The 24,573-nt window shown below is 63.9% G+C and carries 24 protein-coding genes and 1 pseudogene; 14 read left to right on the top strand and 11 right to left on the bottom strand.

Annotation, left to right across the window (positions count from 1 at the left end):
* Positions 1 to 8 precede the first annotated feature (8 nt).
* Genes ACXAEH_RS06535 through ACXAEH_RS06545 form a run of 3 tightly spaced genes read left to right on the top strand, consistent with a single transcriptional unit; the run spans position 9 to position 3,105 of the window.
* Positions 9 to 1,862, top strand: a complete 1,854-nt coding sequence (locus ACXAEH_RS06535) for an ABC-F family ATP-binding cassette domain-containing protein (protein WP_475031652.1) — start codon at positions 9 to 11, stop codon at positions 1,860 to 1,862.
* Positions 1,859 to 2,479: a MarC family protein gene (locus ACXAEH_RS06540; RefSeq protein ID WP_475031653.1), complete on the top strand. Its 621-nt coding sequence runs from the start codon at positions 1,859 to 1,861 to the stop codon at positions 2,477 to 2,479. Before ACXAEH_RS06535 ends, ACXAEH_RS06540 begins: the two co-directional genes overlap by 4 nt.
* A 44-nt stretch (positions 2,480 to 2,523) precedes the next feature.
* A complete protein-coding gene (locus ACXAEH_RS06545) occupies positions 2,524 to 3,105 on the top strand; it encodes a retropepsin-like aspartic protease family protein (protein WP_475031654.1) in 582 nt (193 codons plus the stop codon).
* A 170-nt stretch (positions 3,106 to 3,275) separates the two neighbouring features.
* Here the strand turns inward: ACXAEH_RS06545 and ACXAEH_RS06550 are convergent, their stop codons facing one another.
* The 3 genes from ACXAEH_RS06550 to ACXAEH_RS06560 form a co-directional block, all read right to left on the bottom strand.
* Entirely contained in the window at positions 3,276 to 3,821 is a 546-nt protein-coding gene (locus tag ACXAEH_RS06550; RefSeq protein WP_475031655.1) for a CHAP domain-containing protein, read from the bottom strand.
* 141 nt (positions 3,822 to 3,962) lie between these two features.
* The gene (locus ACXAEH_RS06555) at positions 3,963 to 4,421 is read right to left on the bottom strand and encodes a DNA polymerase III subunit chi (RefSeq protein WP_475031656.1); all 459 of its coding nucleotides are present in this window, start codon (positions 4,419 to 4,421) and stop codon (positions 3,963 to 3,965) included.
* A gap of 6 nt (positions 4,422 to 4,427) precedes the next feature.
* Positions 4,428 to 5,903 carry a leucyl aminopeptidase gene (locus ACXAEH_RS06560; RefSeq protein ID WP_475031657.1) on the bottom strand — a complete coding sequence of 492 codons (1,476 nt, stop codon included), beginning with the start codon at positions 5,901 to 5,903 and terminating at the stop codon, positions 4,428 to 4,430.
* A gap of 201 nt (positions 5,904 to 6,104) precedes the next feature.
* On the opposite strand from ACXAEH_RS06560, the gene lptF reads away from it, so the two are divergent.
* The 9 genes and pseudogenes from lptF to ACXAEH_RS06605 all read left to right on the top strand — a co-directional run bounded on the left by lptF (position 6,105) and on the right by ACXAEH_RS06605 (position 15,892).
* A complete protein-coding gene (gene lptF / locus ACXAEH_RS06565) occupies positions 6,105 to 7,232 on the top strand; it encodes an LPS export ABC transporter permease LptF (protein ID WP_475031658.1) in 1,128 nt (375 codons plus the stop codon).
* A complete protein-coding gene (gene lptG / locus ACXAEH_RS06570; RefSeq protein ID WP_475031659.1) occupies positions 7,229 to 8,332 on the top strand; it encodes an LPS export ABC transporter permease LptG in 1,104 nt (367 codons plus the stop codon). Before lptF ends, lptG begins: the two co-directional genes overlap by 4 nt.
* Complete coding sequence (locus tag ACXAEH_RS06575; RefSeq protein ID WP_475031660.1) at positions 8,316 to 10,496, top strand: LPS-assembly protein LptD; 2,181 nt, start codon at positions 8,316 to 8,318, stop codon at positions 10,494 to 10,496. The genes lptG and ACXAEH_RS06575 overlap by 17 nt, the downstream gene beginning before the upstream one ends.
* Positions 10,481 to 11,755, top strand: a complete 1,275-nt coding sequence (locus ACXAEH_RS06580) for a peptidylprolyl isomerase (RefSeq protein ID WP_475031661.1) — start codon at positions 10,481 to 10,483, stop codon at positions 11,753 to 11,755. The genes ACXAEH_RS06575 and ACXAEH_RS06580 overlap by 16 nt, the downstream gene beginning before the upstream one ends.
* Positions 11,752 to 12,723, top strand: a complete 972-nt coding sequence (gene pdxA / locus ACXAEH_RS06585) for a 4-hydroxythreonine-4-phosphate dehydrogenase PdxA (RefSeq protein ID WP_475031662.1) — start codon at positions 11,752 to 11,754, stop codon at positions 12,721 to 12,723. The genes ACXAEH_RS06580 and pdxA overlap by 4 nt, the downstream gene beginning before the upstream one ends.
* Before the next feature lie 84 nt (positions 12,724 to 12,807).
* A pseudogene (rsmA, locus tag ACXAEH_RS06590) lies at positions 12,808 to 13,649 on the top strand (16S rRNA (adenine(1518)-N(6)/adenine(1519)-N(6))-dimethyltransferase RsmA).
* 43 nt (positions 13,650 to 13,692) lie between these two features.
* The gene (locus ACXAEH_RS06595; RefSeq protein WP_475031663.1) at positions 13,693 to 14,460 is read left to right on the top strand and encodes a pyridoxine 5'-phosphate synthase; all 768 of its coding nucleotides are present in this window, start codon (positions 13,693 to 13,695) and stop codon (positions 14,458 to 14,460) included.
* Between the two features lie 170 nt (positions 14,461 to 14,630).
* The gene (locus ACXAEH_RS06600; protein ID WP_475031664.1) at positions 14,631 to 15,197 is read left to right on the top strand and encodes a YHS domain-containing (seleno)protein; all 567 of its coding nucleotides are present in this window, start codon (positions 14,631 to 14,633) and stop codon (positions 15,195 to 15,197) included.
* A gap of 128 nt (positions 15,198 to 15,325) precedes the next feature.
* Positions 15,326 to 15,892 (top strand): TetR/AcrR family transcriptional regulator, encoded by a 567-nt coding sequence (locus tag ACXAEH_RS06605; RefSeq protein ID WP_475031665.1) that lies wholly within the window; start codon positions 15,326 to 15,328, stop codon positions 15,890 to 15,892.
* A 25-nt stretch (positions 15,893 to 15,917) separates the two neighbouring features.
* On the opposite strand, the gene ACXAEH_RS06610 is transcribed toward ACXAEH_RS06605, so the two are convergent.
* The 3 genes from ACXAEH_RS06610 to prfA all read right to left on the bottom strand — a co-directional run bounded on the left by ACXAEH_RS06610 (position 15,918) and on the right by prfA (position 18,741).
* Entirely contained in the window at positions 15,918 to 16,619 is a 702-nt protein-coding gene (locus tag ACXAEH_RS06610) for a DUF4167 domain-containing protein (protein ID WP_475031666.1), read from the bottom strand.
* 212 nt (positions 16,620 to 16,831) lie between these two features.
* Positions 16,832 to 17,683, bottom strand: coding sequence for a peptide chain release factor N(5)-glutamine methyltransferase (gene prmC, locus ACXAEH_RS06615; RefSeq protein ID WP_475031667.1), 852 nt, complete (start codon positions 17,681 to 17,683; stop codon positions 16,832 to 16,834).
* 2 nt (positions 17,684 to 17,685) lie between these two features.
* Positions 17,686 to 18,741, bottom strand: a complete 1,056-nt coding sequence (gene prfA / locus ACXAEH_RS06620; protein ID WP_475031668.1) for a peptide chain release factor 1 — start codon at positions 18,739 to 18,741, stop codon at positions 17,686 to 17,688.
* A gap of 60 nt (positions 18,742 to 18,801) precedes the next feature.
* Here prfA and ACXAEH_RS06625 point away from each other — a divergent pair, with 60 nt between their 5' ends.
* Positions 18,802 to 19,092: a hypothetical protein gene (locus tag ACXAEH_RS06625; protein ID WP_475031669.1), complete on the top strand. Its 291-nt coding sequence runs from the start codon at positions 18,802 to 18,804 to the stop codon at positions 19,090 to 19,092.
* A 119-nt stretch (positions 19,093 to 19,211) separates the two neighbouring features.
* On the opposite strand, the gene ACXAEH_RS06630 is transcribed toward ACXAEH_RS06625, so the two are convergent.
* The 5 genes from ACXAEH_RS06630 to ACXAEH_RS06650 form a co-directional block, all read right to left on the bottom strand.
* Positions 19,212 to 19,682 carry a hypothetical protein gene (locus ACXAEH_RS06630; protein WP_475031670.1) on the bottom strand — a complete coding sequence of 157 codons (471 nt, stop codon included), beginning with the start codon at positions 19,680 to 19,682 and terminating at the stop codon, positions 19,212 to 19,214.
* 327 nt (positions 19,683 to 20,009) lie between these two features.
* The gene (locus tag ACXAEH_RS06635; protein WP_475031671.1) at positions 20,010 to 20,450 is read right to left on the bottom strand and encodes a DUF1499 domain-containing protein; all 441 of its coding nucleotides are present in this window, start codon (positions 20,448 to 20,450) and stop codon (positions 20,010 to 20,012) included.
* A 72-nt stretch (positions 20,451 to 20,522) separates the two neighbouring features.
* Entirely contained in the window at positions 20,523 to 21,470 is a 948-nt protein-coding gene (speB, locus tag ACXAEH_RS06640) for an agmatinase (RefSeq protein WP_475031672.1), read from the bottom strand.
* Positions 21,463 to 22,431, bottom strand: coding sequence for an agmatinase (gene speB / locus ACXAEH_RS06645; protein ID WP_475031673.1), 969 nt, complete (start codon positions 22,429 to 22,431; stop codon positions 21,463 to 21,465). Before speB (ACXAEH_RS06645) ends, speB (ACXAEH_RS06640) begins: the two co-directional genes overlap by 8 nt.
* A gap of 78 nt (positions 22,432 to 22,509) precedes the next feature.
* The gene (locus ACXAEH_RS06650; RefSeq protein ID WP_475031674.1) at positions 22,510 to 23,676 is read right to left on the bottom strand and encodes a M20 aminoacylase family protein; all 1,167 of its coding nucleotides are present in this window, start codon (positions 23,674 to 23,676) and stop codon (positions 22,510 to 22,512) included.
* A gap of 63 nt (positions 23,677 to 23,739) precedes the next feature.
* Here ACXAEH_RS06650 and mazG point away from each other — a divergent pair, with 63 nt between their 5' ends.
* Complete coding sequence (mazG, locus tag ACXAEH_RS06655; RefSeq protein WP_475031675.1) at positions 23,740 to 24,555, top strand: nucleoside triphosphate pyrophosphohydrolase; 816 nt, start codon at positions 23,740 to 23,742, stop codon at positions 24,553 to 24,555.
* The last annotated feature ends 18 nt before the right edge of the window (positions 24,556 to 24,573 follow it).

Raw genomic sequence — 24,573 nt, forward strand, 5'->3', positions numbered from 1 at the left:
CGCTCTTCATGTTACGCATTCAGGACATCACCTATTCGGTCGAAGGCCGCCCGCTGATCGAGGGCGCCTCCGCCACTGTTCCCACTGGCCACAAGGTGGGCCTCGTGGGGCGCAACGGCACCGGCAAGACCACCCTGTTCCGCCTGATCCGGGGCGAGCTGGCGCTGGAGACCGGCAGCATCTCGCTGCCCTCCAAAGCCCGCATCGGCGGCGTTGCCCAGGAGGCCCCGGCGTCAAACGTGTCGCTGGTGAATACGGTGCTGGCCGCTGACACCGAACGCACTGCTCTGCTGGCCGAGGCTGAAACCGCCACCGATGCCGCCCGTATTGCGGAGATCCAGACAAGGCTCTCAGACATCGGCGCCTGGTCGGCTGAGGCGCGCGCCTCCTCCATCCTCAAGGGCCTGGGCTTTGACGACGAGGACCAGCAACGCCCCTGCGCCGATTTCTCCGGCGGCTGGCGGATGCGGGTGGCGCTTGCGGCCGTGCTGTTTGCCCAGCCCGACCTGCTGCTGCTTGATGAGCCCACCAACTACCTCGATCTCGAGGGCGCTTTGTGGCTGGAAAGCTACCTTGCGAAATACCCCCATACGGTGCTGATCGTCAGCCATGACCGCGGCCTGCTGAACCGCGCGGTTGGCGCGATCCTGCATCTGGAAGACAAGAAGCTCACGCTTTACCAGGGAACCTACGACACCTTTGCAGAGACCCGCGCTGCCCGAATTCTGGCAGCCCAGGCCGAAGCCAAGAAACAGGAAGCCCGCCGCGCCCACCTGCAAAGCTTTGTCGACCGTTTCCGGGCCAAGGCCACCAAGGCGGTGCAGGCCCAGTCCCGCCTCAAGATGATCGCCAAGATGAAGCCGATCACTACCCCGCAGGAAGCGGCCTTGCGCGCCTTCACCTTCCCCGAACCAGAGGAAATGTCGCCCCCGATCATACATCTGGAAGGCGGCACAACCGGTTATGGCGACACGGAAATCCTGAAGCGGCTGAACCTGCGGATCGATCAAGACGACCGCATTGCGCTGTTGGGCAAGAACGGCCAGGGCAAGTCGACGCTGTCGAAACTGCTGGCGGACCGGCTGCCGCTGATGGCGGGCAAGATGACCCGTTCCTCCAAGCTGCGCATCGGATACTTCGCCCAGCACCAGGTGGATGAGCTGTATGTCGATGAAACCCCGATCGACCACCTGCGCCGCCTGCGCCCGGATGAGGCACCCGCCAAACTGCGCGCACGCCTGGCCGGCTTTGGCCTGGGTGCGGGACAGGCCGAAACCGAGGTCGGAAGGCTGTCGGGCGGTCAGAAGGCACGGCTCAGCCTGCTCATTGCCACCATCGACGCGCCGCATATGCTGATCCTCGACGAGCCGACCAACCACCTGGACATCGAAAGCCGCGAAGCGCTGGTCGAAGCGCTGACCGCCTATTCCGGTGCGGTGATCCTGGTCAGCCACGATATGCATCTCCTCAGCCTGGTGGCGGACCGGCTCTGGCTGGTCTCCGGCGGCGCTGTCAAACCCTATAACGGCGACCTGGAAAGCTACCGCACGCTGCTTCTGGCCCGGGACAAACCCGCCAAGCCGGAGACCGCGAAACCGGCCAAGCCCAAACGCGCCTCCCGCGACGTGCTGCTCTCCCTGCGCTCAGAGGTCCGCAAATCCGAGGCCCGCGTCGAAAAGCTCAGCGAGATGCGCGAAAAGCTTGACGAAAAGCTGGCCGACCCTAGCCTGTATGAACCGGGCAAGGCCGCCGACATCGAGGTTTGGCAGAAAAAACACGCCGAATGCCTGGAAGCGCTGGAACGGGCCGAAGGCCTGTGGATGGACGCGCTTGAAAAGCTGGAGCAGGCTGAAGCGCAATGATCGACACCGCACTCCTGATCACATCCTTTGTGACGCTGTTTGTGATTATCGACCCGATTGGCCTCACGCCGATATTCATTGCGCTGACCCAAGGCATGCCGCCTGCCCGCCGCCGCGCCATCGCGCTGCGGGCCACCATCACCGCCGCCGTGCTGCTGGCACTGTTTGCCGCCCTGGGCGAGGCGGTTCTGGGCTTTATCGGCATTTCCATGCCAGCCTTCCGGGTGGCCGGTGGCATCTTGCTGTTCCTCACCGCGCTCGACATGCTGTTCGAACGCCGCAACAAACGGCGTGAGGACCGCAGCGAAGAGGATGATTTCGACGATCCCTCCATTTTCCCGCTGGCGATCCCGCTGATTGCCGGTCCTGGCTCCATCGCCACCGTGATCCTGCTGGCAGGCCAGCAACCCGGACTGGCAGGTTTTGCCATGGTGATGGGCGTTGTCGCGGCCGTGCTGGCCATCCTCCTGATCATGTGCCTGTTTTCCGGCCTGTTCGAACGCCTTCTCGGCAAGACCGGCATCACGGTTGTCACCCGGCTGCTGGGCATGCTGCTGGCCGCGCTCTCGGTGCAGTTCGTGCTGGACGGGCTGCGCGCCTTCGGCTTTGCAGGCTAGCATCACGCCCCGGCCCGCCTACATTAACGTCAGGAGGTGCGCGCATGGGCGAACATGACATCGGGCGGTTTATCTATCTGCTGCTGCTGCTGATTGCGGTTGGCTCCTGGGTCTTTGTGCAAAACCGCCAAAGCATTGGCAAAACCCTGCAAATGTTTGCCGTCTGGGGCTTCATCTTCCTCGGCGCCGTGGCGTCCTACGGGCTGTGGGAGGACATCCGCCAGACCGTGCGCCCGCAGCAAAGCGTTGCTGTCGATGCCGGCCGGGTCGAGGTTCCGCGCGCACCGGACGGTCACTACTACTTGACATTGGAGGTGAACGGTGCGGCCATCGAGTTCCTGGTCGATACCGGCGCCAGCCAGGTCGTGCTGAACGCCGCCGATGCGCAGCGCGCCGGGATTGATACCAAAAACCTCGCCTACCTCGGCCGCGCCCGCACCGCCAATGGCGAAGTGCGCACGGCCTCGGTCTGGGTTGATGAGATATCGCTGGGCGGCATCACCGATACCAGCGTGCGCGTCTGGGTCAACCAGGGGGAGCTGGAGCAATCCCTCTTGGGCATGGGATACCTGCAGCGCTGGTCCGGTTTAGAAATCCGCAATGGTGCGCTGATCCTGACCCGCTGAATGGTGCCTTGCGGCACCTGCCTCCGGCGGGAGGTATTTTTAACCAGAAAGAAGCCGCCGGCCCGCTTCTTTCTGGTCCGAAATACTCCGGGGTGAATTGGCCGCGAGGCCGAGAGGGGCAGCGCCCCTGATCTTTTCCAGCCCCGGAGCAGCGCCCCGCTCTCTCAGGTTCAGCTGTCTTCCAAAGAGGGCAGAATGAAACCGGTAACCGGGTATACCCGGCCAAAGGCGCCAGGGTTGCTTTCCAGCCGCACCGCCGACCAGTCGTTTTCCTTGGACACGTCAATCACCGCCATGCCCAGCGAGACCTTGTTGCGGTGCCAGTTGGCGTGGTTGACCTCTATCCGGCGGGTGTCTTCGACCTTGGACACCACCGCCACATGCCCCAGCGGATTGGAGCGGGTTGCGCTGAAGGCCATCACCGCGCCGGGCTGAGGGTCCTGCCCGCGCAGGAACTGGCCCTTGGCCTGTCCCCACCAGGTTTTGGCGTTGCCGTAAATTTCGATACCGCTGGCGTTGCGGGCAAACGGCACGCACCACACGCGTTTGCCGCTGGACTGCAGGTTTTCCACCTGGTTCACGGCATATTCCAGGCGCTCGGCCTCGACCTCTGCGCGGCTGACCGCGCCGCCGTTCGGGCTTGCGCAATTGGCCAGGATCAGCAGGCTTGCAGCCGCAAGCGGCAGGTGCCGTGCCCGCGAAAACGCACGCTCCATGGTGATCTGTCCCCCAGTCGTCTTGTTCTTTTGGCGGGGAGCAATACTGCGGAACTGCGATTCAGGCGAGCATTTCCTGCACATTTGAAACAAACCTGATCGGAATTGGCAGAAAACCGCCGAACGAATTTCGCCCGCAGGCTATTTCTCGGCCTTCTTTTCCCAGCGTCCGCTTTCCTCGGACCAGTACTGGGCAGAACAGCCCGCATCGGTCAGGCTTTTCCATTGTCCGCGGGCATGCTGCACTGCCTCCGGATCGGTGCCGTCGAACAGGATGCAGACGCGGCTCAGCGCCTGCACCTCCTCCGGCGTGACCGCGGCGCCATCCACCGCCATCACGCAATCCGGGCTATTTGCCGCCTCCGGTCCCGCCGTCAGCAGCACCGGCTGCAGCGCATCGTGGGGGCCGCCCGCCAGGCCATGGGCCAGGAAGCTCTCCTCCGGCCCCAGCCACAGGCGGTCATCCAGCCAGGCCATGCGTTCAGGGTCGCGCCCGCGCACCGCAATGCGCCAGCCCGCCCCGCGCGCCTTGTCCAGGAGAACCGGCAGGGTCTCCTCCAGCGGCCTGCGCGTCAGATGATAGAAATAGGCAGCCCCCATGCCTGCTTATTCCGCCTCGAACTTGTCCGCGACCAGCCGGTTCAGCGCCGCAACACCCCAGCCGGTGGCGCCTTTGGGCGCGTAAGAGGTATCGGATTTCACGGACGCCACACCCGCGATGTCCAGATGGATCCAGGGCATGTCTTCCTTGATGAAGCGTTGCAGGAACTGCGCCGCGGTGATTGAGCCCGCGGGACGCCCGCCGACGTTCTTCATATCGGCAATGCGCGATTTCAGCTGGTCATCATAGGCCTTGCCCAAGGGCATCCGCCAAGCACCCTCATCCTCGGCCTTAGCTGCCTTCAGGAATGCATTGCAGAGGTCGTCGTCATTGGAGAAGACACCGGCATTCTCATGTCCCAGGCCGATGATGATGGCGCCGGTCAGGGTGGCCAGGTCAATCACGCCCGCTGGCTTGAACCGCTCCTGCGCGTACCACAGCACGTCGCACAGAACCAGGCGGCCCTCGGCATCGGTGTTGATGATCTCAACCGTGTCGCCCTTCATCGACTTCACTACATCGCCCGGACGGGTGGCATTGCCGGAAGGCATGTTTTCAACAAGACCCACCAGGCCGACGACATTCGCCTTGGCCCTGCGTAAAGCCAGCGCCTTCATGGTGCCGGTGACTACACCTGCGCCGCCCATGTCCATGGTCATCTCTTCCATGCCGCCCGCGGGCTTCAGCGAGATGCCGCCAGTATCGAACACCACCCCCTTGCCGACCAGTGCCAGAGGAGCCGCATCCTTGGCGCCGCCCTTCCACTGCATGACAGCCACCTTGGAAGGACTATCGGATCCCTGCCCCACGCTAAGGAGCGTGCGCATGCCCAGTTTTTCCAGTTCCGCCTCTTCCAGAACCTCGACCTCCAGGCCGATCGCTTTCATCTCTTCGATGCGGCGGGCGAATTCGGTGGTGGTCAGCACGTTGGCGGGTTCATTGACCAGGTCGCGGGTCATATGCACGCCCTCGGCCACCGCCAAAAGCGGCGCACAGGCGGCTTCCAGATCAGCAGGCGTCTTGGAGGCGATCACCACTTCCCCCTCCGGCTTGTCCTCCTTGGGCGATTTGTGGTCGTCAAAACCGTAGTCGCGCAGGGCGATCCCCATAGTCAGATCCGCCGCCTTGTTCATGCTGCCCGCCATCACGGTGAGCCGTTTGCCCGCAACGGCCTTGGCCAGCTTGGCCCCCGTCTGGCGCGCCTCCACCGGGGTCAGCTTGCGCGGCAGCACCTGAACCAGCAGCGCCTCGGCCTGCATGCCAGCAGGCCAGCCCAGCGAAATCACATCGCCGGTCTTGGCTTTCTTGAAACCCTCCGATTCGATCAGCCGGGCAATCGCGCCTTTGCTCAGCCGGTTGGCACTGCGCGCGGCCTGATCCATGCTGCCCTCGGGCGTCACCATCACCGCCACGCGGCCGGTCATTTCCGCCAAGGCCTTGGGGTCGTAATCGGCAAAACGGATCGGGGTAAGGCTGCTCATTCCGTGCTCTCCTGCTGAGGTCATGCGTTTCTTTGACAAAACAGGTATCCTGCCCGGAACCGCTTGGCCAGACCTGCCTTCGCCTCTGCGCGATCCGCGGTCTGCCGCCGATCCACGCCCTTGGCGAGAATGCAGTTTTCCCCGCCAGCCAAATCCACTAAGGTCCCGCAAAACAACAATGGCAAGATCTGGGGGGATCGGGTGTCACGCTACGACAGGTATGTGCTGTCACAATATCTGCTGTTCTTCGGCTTTTTCGCGCTGATTCTGGTGGCCGTCTTCTGGGTCAACCGGGCCGTTGTGCTGTTTGACCGGCTGATCGGCAATGGCCAGTCGGCCTTGGTCTTCCTGGAATTCACCGCGCTGACCCTGCCGAACCTGATCCGCATGGTTCTGCCGATTGCGGCCTTTGGCGCCTCGGTCTGGGTGACCAACCGGCTGAACAGCGAAAGCGAGCTGACGGTTCTGCGCGCCACCGGCACCAGTCCCTGGCAAATGGCGCGGCCTGCTCTGGCCTTCGGTGTGATCACCGCTCTGATGATGTCGGCGCTGACCCACTACCTGCTGCCTGCCTCGATCAGCCAGCTGGAGGTGCGCGAAAGCGAAGTGTCGCGCAACATCACCGCCAAACTGCTGAGCGAGGGCGACTTCCTGCATCCGGCAGATGGCGTTACCTTCTACATCCGCCAGATCGATCCGGACGGCACCCTGAACGATGTCTTCCTGTCGGACCGCCGCGATCCAGCGGTGAGCGTGACCTATACCGGCGCGCGCGCCTTTCTGGTGCGCGACGAAAGCAGCGCGCATCTGATCATGGTGGAAGGCATGGCACAGCGGCTGGACAATGAAACCGGGCGGCTGTCGACCACGTTTTTCTCAGACTTCTCCTACGATATCAGCGCTTTGGCACGGCAAGCTGAGAGCCCGGCGCGCAATATCCGGGCCATTCCCAGCCTTGAGTTGCTGACCAGCCCCGCCACGGTCACCAAACAGGATGGCTACACAGCCGGCGCCCAGGCCGAAGAGCTGCATCTGCGCTTTGCCCGCGCCCTGGTCTGCGTGGCCGTCACGCTGATCGGGTTTTCCGCGCTGATGATCGGCAGCTTCTCCCGCTTTGGCGTCTGGCGGCAGGCCTTCCTCGCTTTTATCGTCTTGATCTTTGTCGAAGGCCTGCGCGGCGTGGTCTCCGAACCGGTGCTGGACAACCCCAGCCTGTGGCCGCTGATTTACCTGCCCACGGTGCTGGGACTTGGCGTGGCGCTGGTCTTCCTGATCCTCGCCGCCCGGCCCAAGCGGACCCGGGCACCACTGCCGGAGGCACCGGCATGAAACTGGATTTCTACTACGCCCGCCGGTTCCTGCAATGGTTCCTGGTGATCTGCGCGGTGCTGATGACTCTGGTCATGCTGATCGACCTCAACGAACAGGTGCGCCGCTTTGATGCCCTGGATCTCAGCCTGGCGCAGCTGCTGGGTCTGACCCTGCTGAACATCCCTCCCGCGCTCAGCGAGTTCCTGCCGCTGATCATGATCCTGACCACCATCGTGCTGTTTGTCGGCCTCGCCCGCAGCAGCGAGCTGGTGGTGACCCGCGCCATCGGCCGCTCTGGCATCCGGGCGCTGGCGGCTCCGGTGCTGTCGGCTGCGGCCATCGGCGGGCTGGCGGTCACCATGCTGAACCCGATCGCCGCCGCCACTGCCAACCGCTACCAGGATCTGGCCGAGACCTATCATAACGGCGGTCCTTCGGCGCTGTCGCTGTCGGGTGAAGGCCTGTGGCTGCGCCAGGGCGGCGCCCAGGGCCAGTCGGTGATCCACGCCAAGGGCTACAGCGGCGACGGTGCCGATATCACCCTGCACGACGTCTCGATCCACAGCTACACGACCGCAGGCGGGCCGGTGCGCCGCATCACCGCCGAAAGCGCCCGGCTGATGGGCAGCAACTGGGTGCTGGCCAATGCCAAATCCTGGCCGCTGGCGGCCGGCATCAACCCGGAATCCGGCGCCGCCCAGCATGACGAGCTGCAACTGCCCACCACGCTCACCACCGACCGCATCCGCGATACGCTGGGCACCGCCAGCGGCATCTCGATCTATGACCTGCCCGCCACCATCCGCGAGCTCTCGGCAGCCGGTTTCACCACCAAACGCTATGAAGTACGCTACCAGGCTGAGCTGGCCCGGCCGCTGTTCCTGATTGCCATGGTGCTGGTCGGCGCCTCCTTCACCATGCGGCACGCCCGCTTTGGCGGAACCGGATTGGCGGTGCTGATGGCGGTGCTGTTGGGATTCGGGCTTTATTTCATCCGCAATTTCGCGCAAATCCTTGGCGAGAACGGGCAAATCCCGGTGGCGCTTGCTGCCTGGGCACCGCCTGCCGCCGCGATACTATTGACCTTGGGACTGCTTCTCCATGCCGAAGACGGGTAACCTGCGCCGGGCGCTGCTTCTTTCCGCCGTGCTGCCCTGGCTGGCGCTGACCGCCCCTGCCCCGCAGGCGCAAACCGCCGCGCCGCCGGACCCCGCGCAGCCCGCCATGCTGGTGGCCGATCAGGTCTTCATCACCCCGGACCGCACCCTGGTGGCCGAGGGCAATGTCGAGGCGTTCCAGGGCAATATCCGCCTGAAGGCCAAAAAGATCACCTTTGACCAGACCAGCGGCACCCTGCAGATCGAAGGCCCGATCCGCATCGACCAGGATGGCGGCGTCACCATTCTGGCCAATGCCGCCGAGCTGGACCGCGACCTGCGCAACGGCCTGCTGACCGGCGCGCGTATGGTGTTCCAGCAGCAGCTGCAGCTGGCCTCGCTGCAGATGACCCGGGTCAGCGGCCGCTATACCCAGCTTTACAAGACCGCTGTCACCTCCTGCCACGTCTGCGACGACGGCCGCCCGCCGCTCTGGCAGATCCGGGCCGAGCGGGTCACTCATGACCAGCAGGAACGCCAGCTCTATTTCGAAAGCGCCCAGCTGCGGGTGCTGGATGTGCCTATCTTCTATTTCCCGGCGATCCGCCTGCCGGACCCGTCGCTGGACCGGTCCTCCGGTTTCCTGATCCCGTCGCTGCGCTCCACCTCGAACCTCGGCACCGGCATCCGGCTGCCATATTTCTTCACCCTCGGCCCGCACCGCGACCTGACGATTGCACCCTATGTCTCCTCCAGCACCCAAACGCTGGACCTGCGCTACCGGCAGGCGTTCCGCCGCGGCCGGATCGAGTTTAACGGCGCCTATACACAAGACGACTTGTTCCCGGATGAAGACCGCGGCTACATCTTTGGCGAAGGCCGGTTCGATCTGCCTAACGACTTCCGTTTCACCTTCGACGTCAAGGCGGTCTCGGATGATGCTTACCTCGAAGACTACGGCCTGCCCGACTTGGACCGTCTGCGTTCCGAGGCGGTGCTGTCACGGGCTAAGCGCGACAGCCTGTTCCGGACTTCGCTGACCCACTACAAGACCCTGCGCTCCAGCGAAAACCAAGCCGATATTCCGTCCGGCATTGCCGAGATTTACTATCAGACCCGCCATTTCCCGGCCCTGACCGGCGGCGAGCTGCGGCTGACCCTTCAGGGCCACGGGCACCGCCGCAGCTCCAGCCTGGAAGGCACGGAAACCGACAGCAATGGCCGCGACTTGGCCCGGCTCACCGCTGACATCGACTGGCGCCGCAATTGGCGCCTGGGCTACGGCATCATTGCGGAATGGGAAGTGGGGGCTGCGGCCGACGCATTCCGCGCCTATGACGAGGCCTTCTTCACCGAGGAAATCACCCGCCTGACCCCGCGTACCGCGCTCACCCTGCGCCTGCCGATGAGCCGCCGCGAAGCCGGCGGCGCCACCCAGTATCTGGAGCCCATCCTGCAACTTGGCTGGCGCGACGAGGGCGGCGGCGACGTGGTCAGCGAGGAAAGCCGCTTTGTCGAGTTCGGCCAGGGCAACCTGCTGGCGCTGTCACGGTTTCCGGCCACGGATGCCCGCGAGGACGGGCTGACCCTGGTCTACGGCGCCAACTGGGCCCGCTATGCCCCGGCCGGCTGGCAGGCCTATGCCACTGTGGGACAGGTGCTGCGCAGCGAGGGCGACAGCCGCTTTACCAAAAGCTCCGGCCTGGGCGGCACCTCTTCGGACCTGCTGCTGGCAGGTCAGCTGAAATTCGGCGACGGGCTGGCGGTCTCCAGCCGCGGCCTGCTGAACGGCTCGCTGAATTTCTCCAAGGCAGAATTCCGCGGCGATTGGCGCACCGACCGTTCCAGCCTCTCCGGCACCTACTTGTGGCTCGGCACCGATCCGGCGGAAGACCGAACCGAGGAAACCTCGGAACTTTGGTTCGACGGCAGCTATGATTTCAACCCCAGCTGGTCGGCCAGCGCCCGGCTCCGCTATGATGTCGCCGGCGCCCAGGCCACCCGCGCAGGTCTCGGTGTCGCCTACAGCAACGAATGCGTGACGGTCGACCTGTCAGTCAACCGCCGCTATACATCAACAACAAGTGTTGAGCCGACAACCGATTTCGGCTTTACCATCTCGCTCAGCGGATTTTCCGTGAAAAGCGGCAGCAAACAGTACAGGCGGTCATGCAGCAAGACGTGAATACCCGGTTCCGGGCTCCTTTCCTTTCCCGCGCTCTCAAATCGGCCGCCGCGCTGGCCTTGGCCGCAGGCCTCGGCCTGACCGGCTTGGGGCTGACTGGCCTGCCCGCAGGCGCGCAGAATCTCTTTGCCCCGGCAATCACCGTGAACGACGACGTCATCACCCGCTACGAGCTGGAACAGCGCGCCCGCTTTCAGGCAGCGCTGCGGGTGCCGGGCGATCCGCTGGAAACCGCCCGCAAGGAGCTGATTGACGACCGGCTCAAGCTGGCGGTTCTGGAAGAAGCCGGGATCGACCTGTCCGACGAGGACGTCACCGCCGGCATGGAAGAGCTGGCAGGCCGCGCCAACCTGTCGCTGAACGACTTCCTGACCGCGCTGCAGCAGCAGGGCGTGGAGCCGCAAACCCTGCGCGACTTCGCCAAGGTCGGGCTGGGCTGGCGCGAATACACCCGCGCCCGCTTCCTGTCCCGTGCCCGCCCCACACCGGACGAAATCGACCGCGCCATGGGCGCCGCCGGCACTGGCAGCGTCCAGGTCCTGCTGAGCGAATTCATCGTGCCGATCAACGAGCAGAACGCCCCCCAGGTCGAGGACCTGGTGGATCAGGTGGCGCAGCTCAAGAGCTATGACAGCTTCTCGGCCGCGGCGGCGCAATACTCCGCCGCCTCCAGCCGCAATGACGGCGGCCGCCTGCCCTGGATGCCGCTGACCAAACTGCCGCCGCAACTGCAGGAAATTGTGCTGGCGCTGAAACCGGGCGAGATTTCCGAACCGCTGCCGCTGCAGGGCGCCGTTGCGCTGTTCCAGATGCGCGGCGTGCGCGAAGTGGACGGCGCCGCCCCCCGCTACACCGCCATTGAATACGCAGCCTATTACCTGCCTGGCGGCCGCACTCCCGAAGCACTTGCCGCCGCACAGGACGTGGTGAACAGCACCGACACTTGCGATGATTTCTACGGGCTGGCCCAGGGCCAGGACCCGTCGGTGCTGGACATCCAGAGCTTGCCGCCGTCGGAACTTCCCGCCGATATCGCCCTGGAGCTGGCCAAGCTGGACCCGAATGAAACCTCCACCGCGCTGACCCGCAACAACGGTCAGACCCTGATGGTGCTGATGCTCTGTGGCCGTACTGCCGATCTGGGCGAGGACAGCTCCCGCGACACCGTCGCCAACGCGCTCACCGCGCAGCGGATGACCTCCCTGGTCGAGAGCTACCTGGAGCAGCTGCGCGCCGACGCGCGGATCGACATCAAATGAGCGCTGCCGGGCCCATTGCGCTCAGCTGCGGCGAACCCGCAGGCATTGGCCCGGAAATCGCAGTGAAGGCCTGGGCAGCCTTGCGCGGCAGCTGCCCGTTCTTCTGGATCGGCGACCCGCGCCACCTGCCTGCCGGGACACCGGTCAAAGAGATCGCCGCCCCCGCCGAAGCGGGCACCGCGTCTGCTGACAGTTTTCCCGTGCTGCCTCTTACCTTTGGCGGCAGCGCGGCCAAGGGCACCGCGGATCCGGCCAATGCTGCCGGAGTGATCCAAGCAATCGAAACTGCCGTCCGGATGGTGCAGGCAGGCAAGGCCGCCGCTGTCTGCACTGCCCCGATCCACAAGAAGGCGCTGATCGACGGCGCCGGTTTTGCCTACCCCGGCCATACCGAGTTTCTGGCAGCCCTCGCAGGCCGCAGCCGTGTGGTGATGATGCTGGCCAGCGCGCAGCTGCGCGTGGTGCCTGCCACCATCCACATCGCCCTGGCCGATGTGCCCAAGGCGCTCACGCCCGAAGTGTTGCGCGAGACCGTTGAGATCACCGCCGCAGGCCTGCGCGATCAATTCGGCATCGCCGCGCCCCGCATCGCGGTGGCAGGCCTCAACCCCCATGCCGGCGAAGGCGGCGCCATGGGCTCGGAAGAACTCGATTGGATCAACGCACTGATCGGTGAGCTGCAATCAGATGGCCTGAATGTCACCGGCCCGCACCCCGCCGACACCTTGTTCCACGCCGCCGCCCGCGCCCGCTATGACGCGGCGGTCTGCATGTATCACGACCAGGCGCTGATCCCGATCAAGACGCTGGATTTCGACCGCGGCGTCAACGTGACCCTGGGCCTGCCGTTCATCCGCACATCCCCCGATCACGGCACCGCTTTCGATATCGCCGGCACCGGCCAGGCCAATCCAACCAGCCTCATCGAAGCCCTGAAGCTGGCGCAGTCGATGGCCGCCAGCCCTTGATTCTTCTTCTGGCGGGAAATATCCCCGCCGGAGGCATGAAATTTTTGGCGCGCGCCCTGCGCCCAGTCCCAAGGTCCAGATGACATGAGCGCTATCGACTTCTTCCCCCCTTACGTGAAGTGATCGCAACGCATCAGCTGTCGGCCCGCAAATCTCTGGGCCAGAACTTTCTTTTGGACCTGAATCTCACCGCCAAGATCGCGCGCCAGGCCGGCGACCTTGCCACCTGCGACGTGCTCGAAATCGGCCCGGGACCCGGCGGCCTCACCCGCGGCCTGCTGGCCGAAGGCGCCCGGCGGGTGCTGGCGGTGGAAAAAGACAGCCGCTGCCTGCCCGCACTGCAGGAAATCGCAGACGCCTACCCGGGCCGTTTCGAGGTGATCAATGGCGACGCGCTGGAGATCGACCCGCTCGAACACCTGACGCCGCCGATCCGCATCGCCGCCAACCTGCCTTATAACGTCGGCACCGAGCTGCTGGTGCGCTGGCTCACGCCCAAGAACTGGCCGCCGGTCTGGCAGAGCCTCACCCTGATGTTCCAGCGCGAGGTGGCCGAGCGCATCGTCGCGCAGCCCGGCTCCAAGGCCTATGGCCGCCTGGCGATCCTGGCCCAGTGGCGGGCGGATGCAAAGATCGTGCTGTCGCTGCCGCCCGGCGCCTTCACCCCGCCGCCCAAGGTCTCCAGCGCAGTAGTGCATCTGGACGCCCTGCCCCAACCTCGGTTCGAGGCCGATGCCGCGGTGCTGTCGCGCGTGGTGGCCGCCGCCTTCAACCAGCGCCGCAAAATGCTGCGCGCTTCGCTGAAAGGCATCTCGCCCGCGATCGAAGACCACCTGACCGCCGCAGGCATCCCGCCGACCGAACGCGCCGAGCAGGTGAGCCTTGAGGCCTTCTGCGCCCTGGCGCGCGAAGTTGCCAAAACCTGATTTATCTTCTCTTGCCAGTCTTTTCCCGGAGGCCTGTTTTCCGATGACCCAGACCGTATCATCCCGCCCGACGCTTCTGTCCGTCAACGTCAATGCCGTGGCGTATCTGCGCAACCGGCGCGAGGTGCCGTGGCCGAACCTGATCGACATCTCCCGCGCCATTCTGCAGGCGGGCGCCCATGGCATCACCGTGCATCCCCGTCCGGATGAGCGCCACATCCGCTTTTCCGACCTGCCCGCGCTGGCAAAACTCACCCGCGAGGAATTCCCGGAAACCGAGTTCAACATCGAGGGCTACCCCACCCGCCACTTCATCGACCTGGTGCTGGAAAACAACCCGCATCAGGTCACGCTGGTGCCGGACACGCCGGAGCAATCCACCTCTGATCACGGCTGGGATTTCGCCAAGGACGGCGAAATGCTGCGGCCCGTCGCCGAGGAATTCAAAGCTGCGGGCATCCGCGTCTCCTGCTTCGTGGACGCCAGCCCGGCAGACCCGGCACTGGCGCAGCAGGCAGGCGCGGACCGGATCGAATTCTACACCGGGCCTTACGCCAACCAGGCCACGCCGGAGGCAACCGCCGCTGAGCTGGCCAAGATCAAGGACACCGCCGGCGCCGCCCGCGCGCTTGGCGGCTTGATGATGAACGCAGGCCACGACCTGACGGTCGAAAACCTGCCCGCTCTGCGGCAGGCGGTCCCGGATCTGGCGGAGGTTTCCATCGGCCACGGCCTGACCGCCGATGCCTTGATGCTGGGCTTCCCCGAAGCGGTCCGCCGCTACCTGCGGGTGCTCGGCCACGGCGCCTGAAACCCCCTCCCATTGCATTAATTCAAGGGCTCCCGGCCGCTGGCCGCCGGAGCCCTTTTCCGTCTGCACCCTCACAGCATCGTGAAACGGATGTGAATTGCCCGGCGAAACCCATTATGTACTGATTGGTTCCTATAACAAAATCCAAACAGTACCAAAGGGAGGTACCCATGAAGAAACTTCTGTTCACGGCGTTTTGCGCCCTGTCGATGATGCTCGCCAGCCCGCCGGCTGACGCTGGCTCCGGTTCCGGCGCGGGCGGGCTGACAACCCATGTGGTGAACTCCACCAGCCGCGGCATCGCCATGGACGGCTTCGACCCGGTGGCCTATTTCACCACCGGCGCCGCAACCAAGGGCGGCCAGGCGTTCCGCCATGCCTACAAGGGCCGGACCTGGCTGTTTGCCTCCGCCCAAAACCGCGACCAATTTGCTGCCGCACCGGAGAAATACGCCCCCCAAAACAACGGCTGGTGCGCCTGGGCCGTGGCCCATGGCTATGCTGCGGAAACCGATTTCATCAACGGCTGGTTCATTGAGGATGACAAGCTTTACATCACCTGGTCCGCCGAGGTGAAGGACCGTTTCCTGCAGGACAAGGCCAATCTGCTGGCCCAGAACCAGGCCAACTGGAACACCGTGCATACCGGGCTGCAGGAAGGCTCCGTCAAATTTGTCTCCCATTCGCAGCGCCCGAACCTGGGTTTCCAGCACCCGCAGCAAATGCCGGACTCCTGATCCCGGGCCCGGTTGCGCCCCGGTTGCGCACCGGTTGCGATTGAACCCGCCCCGGCCCGGCACTATGCTCCCCTCTGCTCCGCCCTGCATCACCGCCGGGCGGCGTTTGCAGCGGCAGAGGCACAGGCATGAGCAGACCCCGGCAGTTCAACGAGGAAGACGCCCTGGAAGGCGCCATGATGCTGTTCTGGAAGCGCGGCTATGCGGGCACCAACCTGCCCGATCTGCTGGACGCAATGGGGCTTACCCGCGGCTCGTTCTACAAGGCCTTTACCGACAAGCACTCGGTCTACTTGCGGGCCCTGGACCACTATGGCGCAACCCGGATGGCCAAGGCCCTGGCGGAGCTAGCCGCCAAGGACGGCCCGCCGCCGCGCGATCGGCTGACCAATTTCTTCTACCGCACCGAAAACACACCGCAGCGCCCCGCTCCGCGGATCGGCTGCTTCCTGTGCAATGTCATGGTCGAGATGGCCCCCTTCGACGCCGAAAGCGAGGCCCGCTGCCACCGGATTTCCCGGCAGCTTTGGACCGCGCTTTATTCGATTGTGCAGGAAGTGGCGCCGGATCAGCCGCGCGATGTGCTGGAGCGCAAGGCAACTGCGCTGCAACGGCTTTATCTGGGCTCCCACGCGATGGGCCGCATGGGAGCCTCTTTTGATGCCTGGCCAGACCTGCTGCAAGAGCTGCTCTGACCGGGGCTAATTCAGGAAAACCTGCTTACTCAGCCGCTTCGGCAGCGTCTGACGCGCCATCGTCCGGCTTGGTCTTCGGCTTGGGCTTGGCGCGCGGCCGGGTGGCTTTCTTTGGCTTGGCGTCTTCTTCACCGCCATCCGCGGCCGCTTCGCCAGCATCCTCTGCCTTGGCCGCAGGTTTGCGGCTGCGGGGCTTGCGAGCCGGAGCCTTTTTGGCAGGTGCTTCTGCCGGGGCCTCGGAAGGCGCTGCCGCCTGGCTTTCAGGGGTCTCGACCAAGCCGCTGTCGCCGCCGTTGCCATTATCGCCGCGCGGGTCGATCACCTCAGGCTGCGGCGCTTCGGCCGGGTCTGCCGCCGGTGCAGCTGCAGCAGCTGCGGCTTCGCGCTCCTGGCGCTCCAGCCGCTCGGCACGCTCGCGGTCGCGCTCAGCCTGGCGTTCGCGGTTCTGCCGCTCCTGCTCCTCGCGGCGCGCTTCGATCTCGCGCTGCGCCTCGTTCAGCATCCGCAGATAATGCTCGGCGTGCTGCTGAAAGTTCTCAGTCGCAACCCGGTCATTGCTCAGCTGCGCGTCGCGGGCCAGCTGATTGTACTTGTCGATGATCTGCTGCGGAGTTCCGCGCACCTTGCCCTCGGGGCCCGAGCTGTCGAACACCCGGTTGACGACATTGGCGCCATTTGGGCAATTCCGGTTCGACTTGGAGCGTGAACGTGATTTGGACGATCTCATATGCCTATCATAAGCCTTGAGTTAATGCGCCGTTGACCCTGTGCAGCGCGCCTCAGCGCCGGATCGTTAGCTTTTTTGGGCTTGATGCCGCGGGAGGGCTTGCAGAGCTCTCTCCTCAAGCAGCTCCTCTGAGTAACCATGTTACAGAGCCCCATACAAGGGGCACAAGGCGATTTTCCAGGATTTTTCTTTCTAAAACACGAATTTTCGCGCTATTTCCCGCTCTTTGCGCCGGAATGCGCCCGCACCACCCGGTCGCGGCCGTCCAAATCGGGCAGCACAGAGATGCCGTGCAACCCCGCAGCCTCCAGCAGAGCACTGACAGCTTGCCCCTGCGACGGGCCAATCTCCAGCAGGACCCGCCCGCCCGGCGCCAGATGCGCCGCCACCGAGGCTGCAATCCTGCGGTAGGCACCCAGCCCGTCGCCGCCATCGGTCAACGCAATCCCCGGCTCATGGCCGCGCACCTCCGCCGACAGGCCCTCCATCTCATCCAGCGCGATATAAGGCGGGTTCGAGACGATCAGGTCAAACTCCCCCTCAACCTTCTCGAACCAGTCCGACTGCTGGATATCCGCGCGCATCTCAACCCGGTGCAGCACCGCATTGGCGCTGGCCTGCAGGCAGGCAGCCTCGCTGATGTCCACCCCCAGCCCGGCTGCCTCCTGCCGCTCTGCCAGCAGCGTCACCAGGATGCATCCGGACCCCAGGCCCAGATCCAGCACCCTGCGGTAAGGCTCCGCCAGCGCCGCCTCGATCAAGATCTCGGTTTCCGGCCGCGGGTCCAGCACATCGCGCGAGACCTTGAAACGGCGCCCGTAAAACTCGCGCTCACCGATCAGATGCGACACCGGCACCCGCACGGCGCGCAGCGCAATCAGCTGCTCGTAGCGTTCGGCGATTTCCGGCGCCAGCTCTTCGGGTGCGATCAGCGTCACCCGGCTGGCCTCGATCCGCGCCGCATGGGCCAGCAGCACCCGCGCATCGCGCGCCGGGTCCTGTACCCCGGCTGCGCGGAGTTTGGCTGTTGCTGCCGCCATTGCCTGTGCCGCGGTCTCTGCCATGGTTACTGCCCCATCTCGGCCAGCAGCCGTGCCTGATTGTCCGCGGTCAGCGCGTCGATGATCTCTTCCAGATCGCCGCCCATCACCTGATCCAGCTTGTAAAGCGTCAGGTTGATGCGGTGATCGGTCATGCGCCCCTGAGGGAAGTTGTAGGTGCGGATGCGTTCCGACCGGTCGCCCGACCCCACCTGGCTTGCGCGGTCCGCCGAGCGCTCGCGGTCGATCCGCTGCCGCTCCAAGTCGTAAAGCCGCGTCTTCAGCACCTGCATGGCAATCTCGCGGTTGCGGTGCTGGGACTTCTCCGAGGAGGTCACAATCAGCCCGGTCGGCAGGTGGGTGATCCGCACCGCCGAGTCGGTGGTGTTCACATGCTGCCCGCCGGCACCTGACGCCCGCATGGTGTCGATGCGGATGTCATTCGGATCGATATGAAGATCCACATCCTCCGCCTCCGGCAGCACCGCCACCGTCGCCGCCGAAGTATGGATACGCCCGCCGCTTTCGGTCGTGGGCACCCGCTGCACCCGGTGCACACCCAATTCATACTTCAGCCGGGCAAAGACATTCTCGCCCTTGATATGGGCCACCACCTCCTTGATGCCGCCCAGCTCCGTCGGTTGCTCCTCGATGATGTCGAACTTCCAGCCCTGCGCCTCGGAATAGCGCTGGTACATCCGCAGCAAGTCACCGGCAAACAGCGCCGCCTCATCGCCGCCGGTGCCGGGCCGGATTTCCAGCATCGCCGGACGCCCGTCAGCTGCATCCTTGGGCAAGAGCGCCAACTGCAGCGCATGCTCCGCTTCCGGGATGGCCGCCTTCAGCGCCGGGATCTCCTCCTCTGCCAGATCCTTCATATCCGGATCCGCCAGCATCGCTTCCGCCTCGTCCAGATCGCTCAGCAGCTTGCGGTAGGCGCCAATCTGCTCCGCCACCGGGCGCAGATCGGAATACTCCTTGGCCAGGGCGGCAATATCCCCGCCCCCGGCACCATCCGCCATTGCGGCTTCAAGATACTGAAACCGCTGCAGGATCTGTTCCAGCCGTTCTTCGGGGACCATGGGCGCGCCTATGCTTGTTCATGTTTTGGCCAATTCTGCCCATTGTGATATGCTAGAGCCATGCGACATGCCAGAGCCCTTATTGCCACAATCTTCCTCGCCCTGCCCGGCCTGGCGCTCGCGGATGTGACCGGACCGGGCGGCAAGACCATTGATTGCTACTGCACCGACAAGTCCGGCTCCCGCGTCGAACTGGGTGAGTTGCGCTGCCTGCAAGTCGACGGCCGCATGTTCATGGCGCAATGCCAGATGTCCCTGAACGTGCCGATGTGGCGCGAGGTGCAAAGCAGCTGCCTGTCGGCGTCGCTGAACGGTTATTCAGGCGCAGAATCGGAGCTGCCGCAGCTTTAAGCGGCTTCGCCCCCGGCAAAAATGGACGCCGTTAACAAAGTTCTGCGCATTCTGAACAACCAGAGCCTTGAAGGACCGCAATGGCGGCACACAAATATCGCCCCTGAACAAATTCGCGTTTATGACTTGATGTAGTCTTCGATGCTTCCAGTTAGCGTCTTACAGCTTCCGCTCCTTGGACTTCTCCAGCCCCCGCCACCATGCACTCTTTCCTGGAAACTGAAACTTGAAAAAGTCTTGTCCAAATCCAGACGGATTGAAATGGTGACCTTTACCTCAGTGACAGTATCCACCACATGCCCTGACTTCCTCGTTAAAGTACCAGGCAGACCTCTCACCTTCCAACGTAACCTGGTTTTGCCTTCTGCTCGTTCAGATAGTTTGACCTCGATCGGATGCTTGTATGAATGAGCAATATAGTCGCCATATGCGCGCACTGTATTTTCTTCGGCGTCAACCTCAATCAAAGCCTGAAAATGCGTCGAATGATCAAGCTTACAGTAGTAGCTTCGAATTTCGGCAGATGCCCCAGAAGCAAGAATGGCAAATGCCAGGCCAGTGGAAAGAGCGGTGAAGCCACGTAGCGTCATGTACAAAAATCTCTTTTATTAAAAAGGTTCCAGTCAAAGGTTCACTTCGACATACTCAGAAGCGCTTCCTAACCTCTTGTACTTAAGTCCAGCCGGGTCAAGGGTGGCGCAGCCACCGCGCGCCAGCGCGGCTTGCCCTTGAGGCGGCAGAAACAAACACAATCGAAAACGCGTCTTCAGGGGCAGCCCTGCCCCTGAAGCGCTTCTCAGCAAAAACCATGGCTCATCGGCCTATGGCCGATGAGCCTGCGCCGCGCGCCAGCGAGGCGCCATGCCCAACTGTGAGGGGCTTTTTCCAAAAGCCCGCGAGCAGGCGGGAGCCCATGCTCACTCGCCAGCCGAAACAGCCTGCGCCGCCGCTTCCATCGCTTCCAGCCAGCCGTTGATCCGCTCCTTGTTGGCGCCCAAATCCGAGCGGCCGAAGCGCAGCCTTGCATAGACCTTCAGCAGATCGCCGTCCTGCGCCGCGGTGGTGTAGTCGGGAAAGCCCAGCAACTGGGTGCGGGTGATATAGGTCGCCATCCCGTCCGCAGGCCCGCCCGCCAGCACGCTGGTGCGCGGAGCGGTGCTGGCGATCCGGTGGAACCGCACCAGCCCGTCCGGCCCGGTGCGCACCACCCGGAATACGCCGCCGCGGAATTCTTTGTCCTCTGTGAACTCCGGCTGGGTGTTCCAATCCAGCGGATCGCTCGGCGCCAGGCGGATGAACCCCAGCCCGGCAACCACAGCAGCCAATAAAATCCAGCCAAACAGCATCAGCCGCCTCATCGCGGTTTCAAGGTCAAACCTTGCCTCCTCCCTGCGCGGCCCTCCCCTGGCCTGCCGTGCAGGCCGGGCCGCTTATCTCGTTGTCACGCCCGGCAGCACACACAGCAGCTCATAAAGCAGGTTTGCCCCCACCAGAGCTGTGTTGCCCGAAGGATCATAAGGCGGCGACACCTCCACCAGGTCGCAGCCGACGATATTGATCCCCTTCAGCGACCGGATCAGTTCCAGCGCCTGCGGCGTGGTCAGCCCGCCGATTTCCGGCGTGCCGGTGCCCGGCGCATAAGCCGGGTCAAGGCTATCGATATCATAACTCACATAGACCGGCCTATTGCCGATATCGCGGCGAATTTCCGCACCCATCTGGTGCAGCTGCCGGCCCCACAGCTCCTGCGCCGGGAAGTGCTGGAAGCCCCAGCTTTGCGCCTCGGAGAAATCGGTGGCGGCATAGCCCGTGCCGCGGATGCCGATCTGATAGGTCTTGTCAGGGACGATCAGCCCTTCCTCATAGGCGCGGCGGAACACAGTGCCATGGGTCTCGCGCTCGCCGAACATCTCGTCGTTCACATCCGCATGGGCATCCACATGCACCAGCGCCACGGGGCCGTATTTTGCCGCAACCGCCCGCAGGATCGGCAGGGTGATCGAATGATCGCCGCCCATCGCCACCGGGATCACCCCGCCGGACAGAATTGCCTCATAGCTTTCCTGGATGATCCGCAGCAATTCCTTCAGCGAAAACGTATTGATCGCCAGATCGCCGATATCGGCAATGTTCAGACTGTCAAACGGCGCCGCACCGGTGGCCATGTTGTAAGGCCGCAGCATAGCGCTTTCGGCGCGGATTTGCTTGGGGCCGAACCGGGTGCCCGACCGCCAGGAGGTGCCGATGTCCATCGGCACGCCCACGACCGCGACATCCAAGCCATCCAGCGAGGTCGCCTGCGGCAGCCGCATATAGGTATTGGGCCCTGAGAACCGGGCCAGGTCATTGCCGCTGATCGGCTGATTGAAGTCAGTCATTGTCTCTCATGTTCCAGCCCAGAAGGCAGATGATTTCCGTCGCCACATGTGCCCCGGCAATAGCAGTTGCGCCACTTGTGTCAAAGGGGGGAGAGACCTCGACCACATCGCCGCCCTTGATATTGATGCCGGCAATCTCCCGCAGGATGCGCGAGGCCTGCGCCGAAGTCAGCCCGCCCCACACAGGCGTGCCAGTACCGGGCGCATAGGCCGGGTCCAGGCAGTCGATGTCAAAGGTGAGGTATGTGGGCCGGTCGCCCAGAATCGCCTTGATCCGGTTGGCCGTCTCCACAGGCCCGATCTCATGCACCGTCGGCGCGTCGATGATATTGACGCCCAGCGTGTCCTCATTGGTGGTGCGAATGCCCACCTGCACCGAGGTCGCAGGGTCGATGATCCCCATCTTCACTGCCTTGTAGAACATGGTGCCATGGTCCACGCGGTCCATATTGTCGTCCGGCCAGGTGTCGGTATGGGCGTCAAACTGCAACAGCGAGATCGGCCCGTATTTCTCAGCGTAAGCCTTAAGGATGGGGAAGCTGATGTAGTGATCGCCGCCCAGAACCACCGAAGCCGTATCCGAGTCCAGGATACCGCGGATATGCTCGGTCAAGGCCCCCGGAAACTCCGGCACGTTGGCATGATCAAATGCCAGGTCGCCATAGTCCGCAATCGCCAGCGTGCTCAGCGGCTTATGCGGCCAGCCATAAGGCTCATCCGGGCTCTGCAGGCTGGAGGCCTCGCGGATCGCCCGCGGTCCCAGCCGGGTGCCGGGCCGGTTGGTCACCGCCTGGTCAAAGGGCACGCCGGTGACGGCAATATCCACACCGGTCAAGTCCTTGGTGTACTTGCGGCGCAAAAAAGACGTCGCGCCGCCAAAGGTGATCTCAAAACTCAAGCCCTTCAGATCCTCGCGGGTGAAGGCGTGGTCGATCATATGTTTTGCGTCTTCCAAAGCCATGGCGGTGCGCCCCTGTTGTGATGCATTGTTTTTGATCAAATACCCGCTTCGCAGGCCTCTGTCATCTACCCTGAACGCTCAGCTGCCCACTGGCTGCGCCCGCTCCACCAGCCGGGCAAAGAAGGACGCCCCCACCGGAGCGATGTCATCATTAAAATCATACTTCGGATGATGCAGCCCGGCGGTATCGCCCTGCCCCAGGAACAGATACGACCCGGGCCGCGCCTGCAGCATATAGGCAAAATCCTCGGCGCCCATCTCGCGCCCGCCCTCGGGTTCAACATTGCCTTCGCCCGAGATCTCCTTGGCAACCTCAACCGCAAAGGCTGTCTTTTCTGCATCGTTGTATGTTGCCGGATAGCCAATCTCATAGTCCAGCTCCGCCTCAACCCCATAGCTGGCCGCCTGCCCCGCCACGATCTCCTTCATCCGCCGCATCACCATCTTCTGCACCTCCGGATTGAAGGTGCGCACGGTGCCGTTGATATAGGCCGTGTCCGGGATCACGTTATCGGTGCTGCCGGTGTGGATCTGGGTGACCGAGACCACCAGATCCTCCAGCGTGTGGTGATTGCGGCTGACGATGGTCTGGATCGCCTGGGCCATGCCGCAGGCCGCCATCACCGGATCGCGGGTTTCCTGCGGCATGGCACCATGGCCGCCAACCCCCTGAATATGGATGTGAAACGTATCAACCGCCGCCATCAGCGCACCCGGCGTGGTCAGGAAATTCCCTGCCGGCAGCCCCGGCGCATTGTGCAGCGCATAAACCTCGCCGATGCCGAACCGCTCCATCATGCCTTCCTCGACCATGATGCGGGCGCCGCCGATCGCTTCTTCCGCAGGCTGGAAGATCAGCGCCACCCTGCCCGAAAAGTTGCGCGTCTCCGCCAAGTACTTCGCGGCCCCCAAAAGCATCGTGGTGTGCCCGTCATGGCCGCAGGCGTGCATGTTGCCTTCATGGCCGGAGACATACTCCACCCCGGTCTCCTCCGGAATCGGCAGCGCATCCATGTCGGCACGCAGGCCGATCGTAGCCCCCTCTCCCCGCCCGTTGATGATCGCCACCATACCGGTCTGCGCGATGCCTTCATGCAGCTCATCCACGCCAAACTCCCGCAGCCGCTCCGCCACAAAGGCAGCGGTCTTGGGCAGGTCCAGCGCCAGCTCTGGGATCTGATGCAGATGCCGCCGCCAGGCCTTCATGTCTTCGGCAAAATCCGCGATACGGTTCACAACGGGCATTGGGCTGGACTCCTGCTCCAGGTTAGGGATGATGCATCTGACACCCAAACAAGAGCAGCCGCAATGCCCCAAACAGACCTGATCCACGATGAGACCGCAGGTATCGAACGCCTGCTGGAAATCATGGCCCGCCTGCGCGACCCCGAAACCGGCTGCCCCTGGGACATCGAACAGGACTTTGCCACCATCGCCCCCTATACCATTGAAGAGGCTTACGAAGTTGCCGACGCCATCGACCGCGAGGCCTGGGAGGAACTGAAGGGCGAGCTGGGCGACCTTCTGTTCCAATCCGTCTTCCACGCCCGGATGGCGCAGGAAGCCGGGCATTTCACCTTTCAGGATGTGGTGCGGACCATGTCCGACAAGATGGTCTCCCGCCACCCGCATGTTTTCGGGGACGAAAACCGCGAGAAATCCGCCGAACAGCAGACCCGGGACTGGGAGGCGATCAAGGCTGCCGAACGGGCCGGCAAGGAACAGAAGGGCACGCTGGACGGCGTCGCGGTTGGCCTGCCCGCCCTGCTGCGCGCCTATAAACTGCAGAAACGCGCCGCCCGCGTCGGCTTTGACTGGCCCTCGGCGGACAATGTCATCGCCAAGATCACCGAGGAATGCGCCGAACTGGTCGAAGCCCGCGACAGCCTCACCCAGGCGGAAGTCGAGGAAGAATTCGGCGATCTGCTGTTTGTGATGGCCAACCTGGGCCGCCACCTCGGCGTCGAACCGGAGGCCGCCCTGCGTGCCGCCAACGCCAAATTCACCCGCCGGTTTGAAGGCGTCGAGGCCAAGCTCGCCACCCGCGGCAAACGCCCCGAAGACAGCAATCTGGCCGAAATGGACGCGCTCTGGGACGAAGTCAAAGCAGACGAGCGCGCCTGACGGCACGCCCCTCCTTCA

Source organism: Leisingera sp. ABM4_060 (assembly GCF_056158765.1).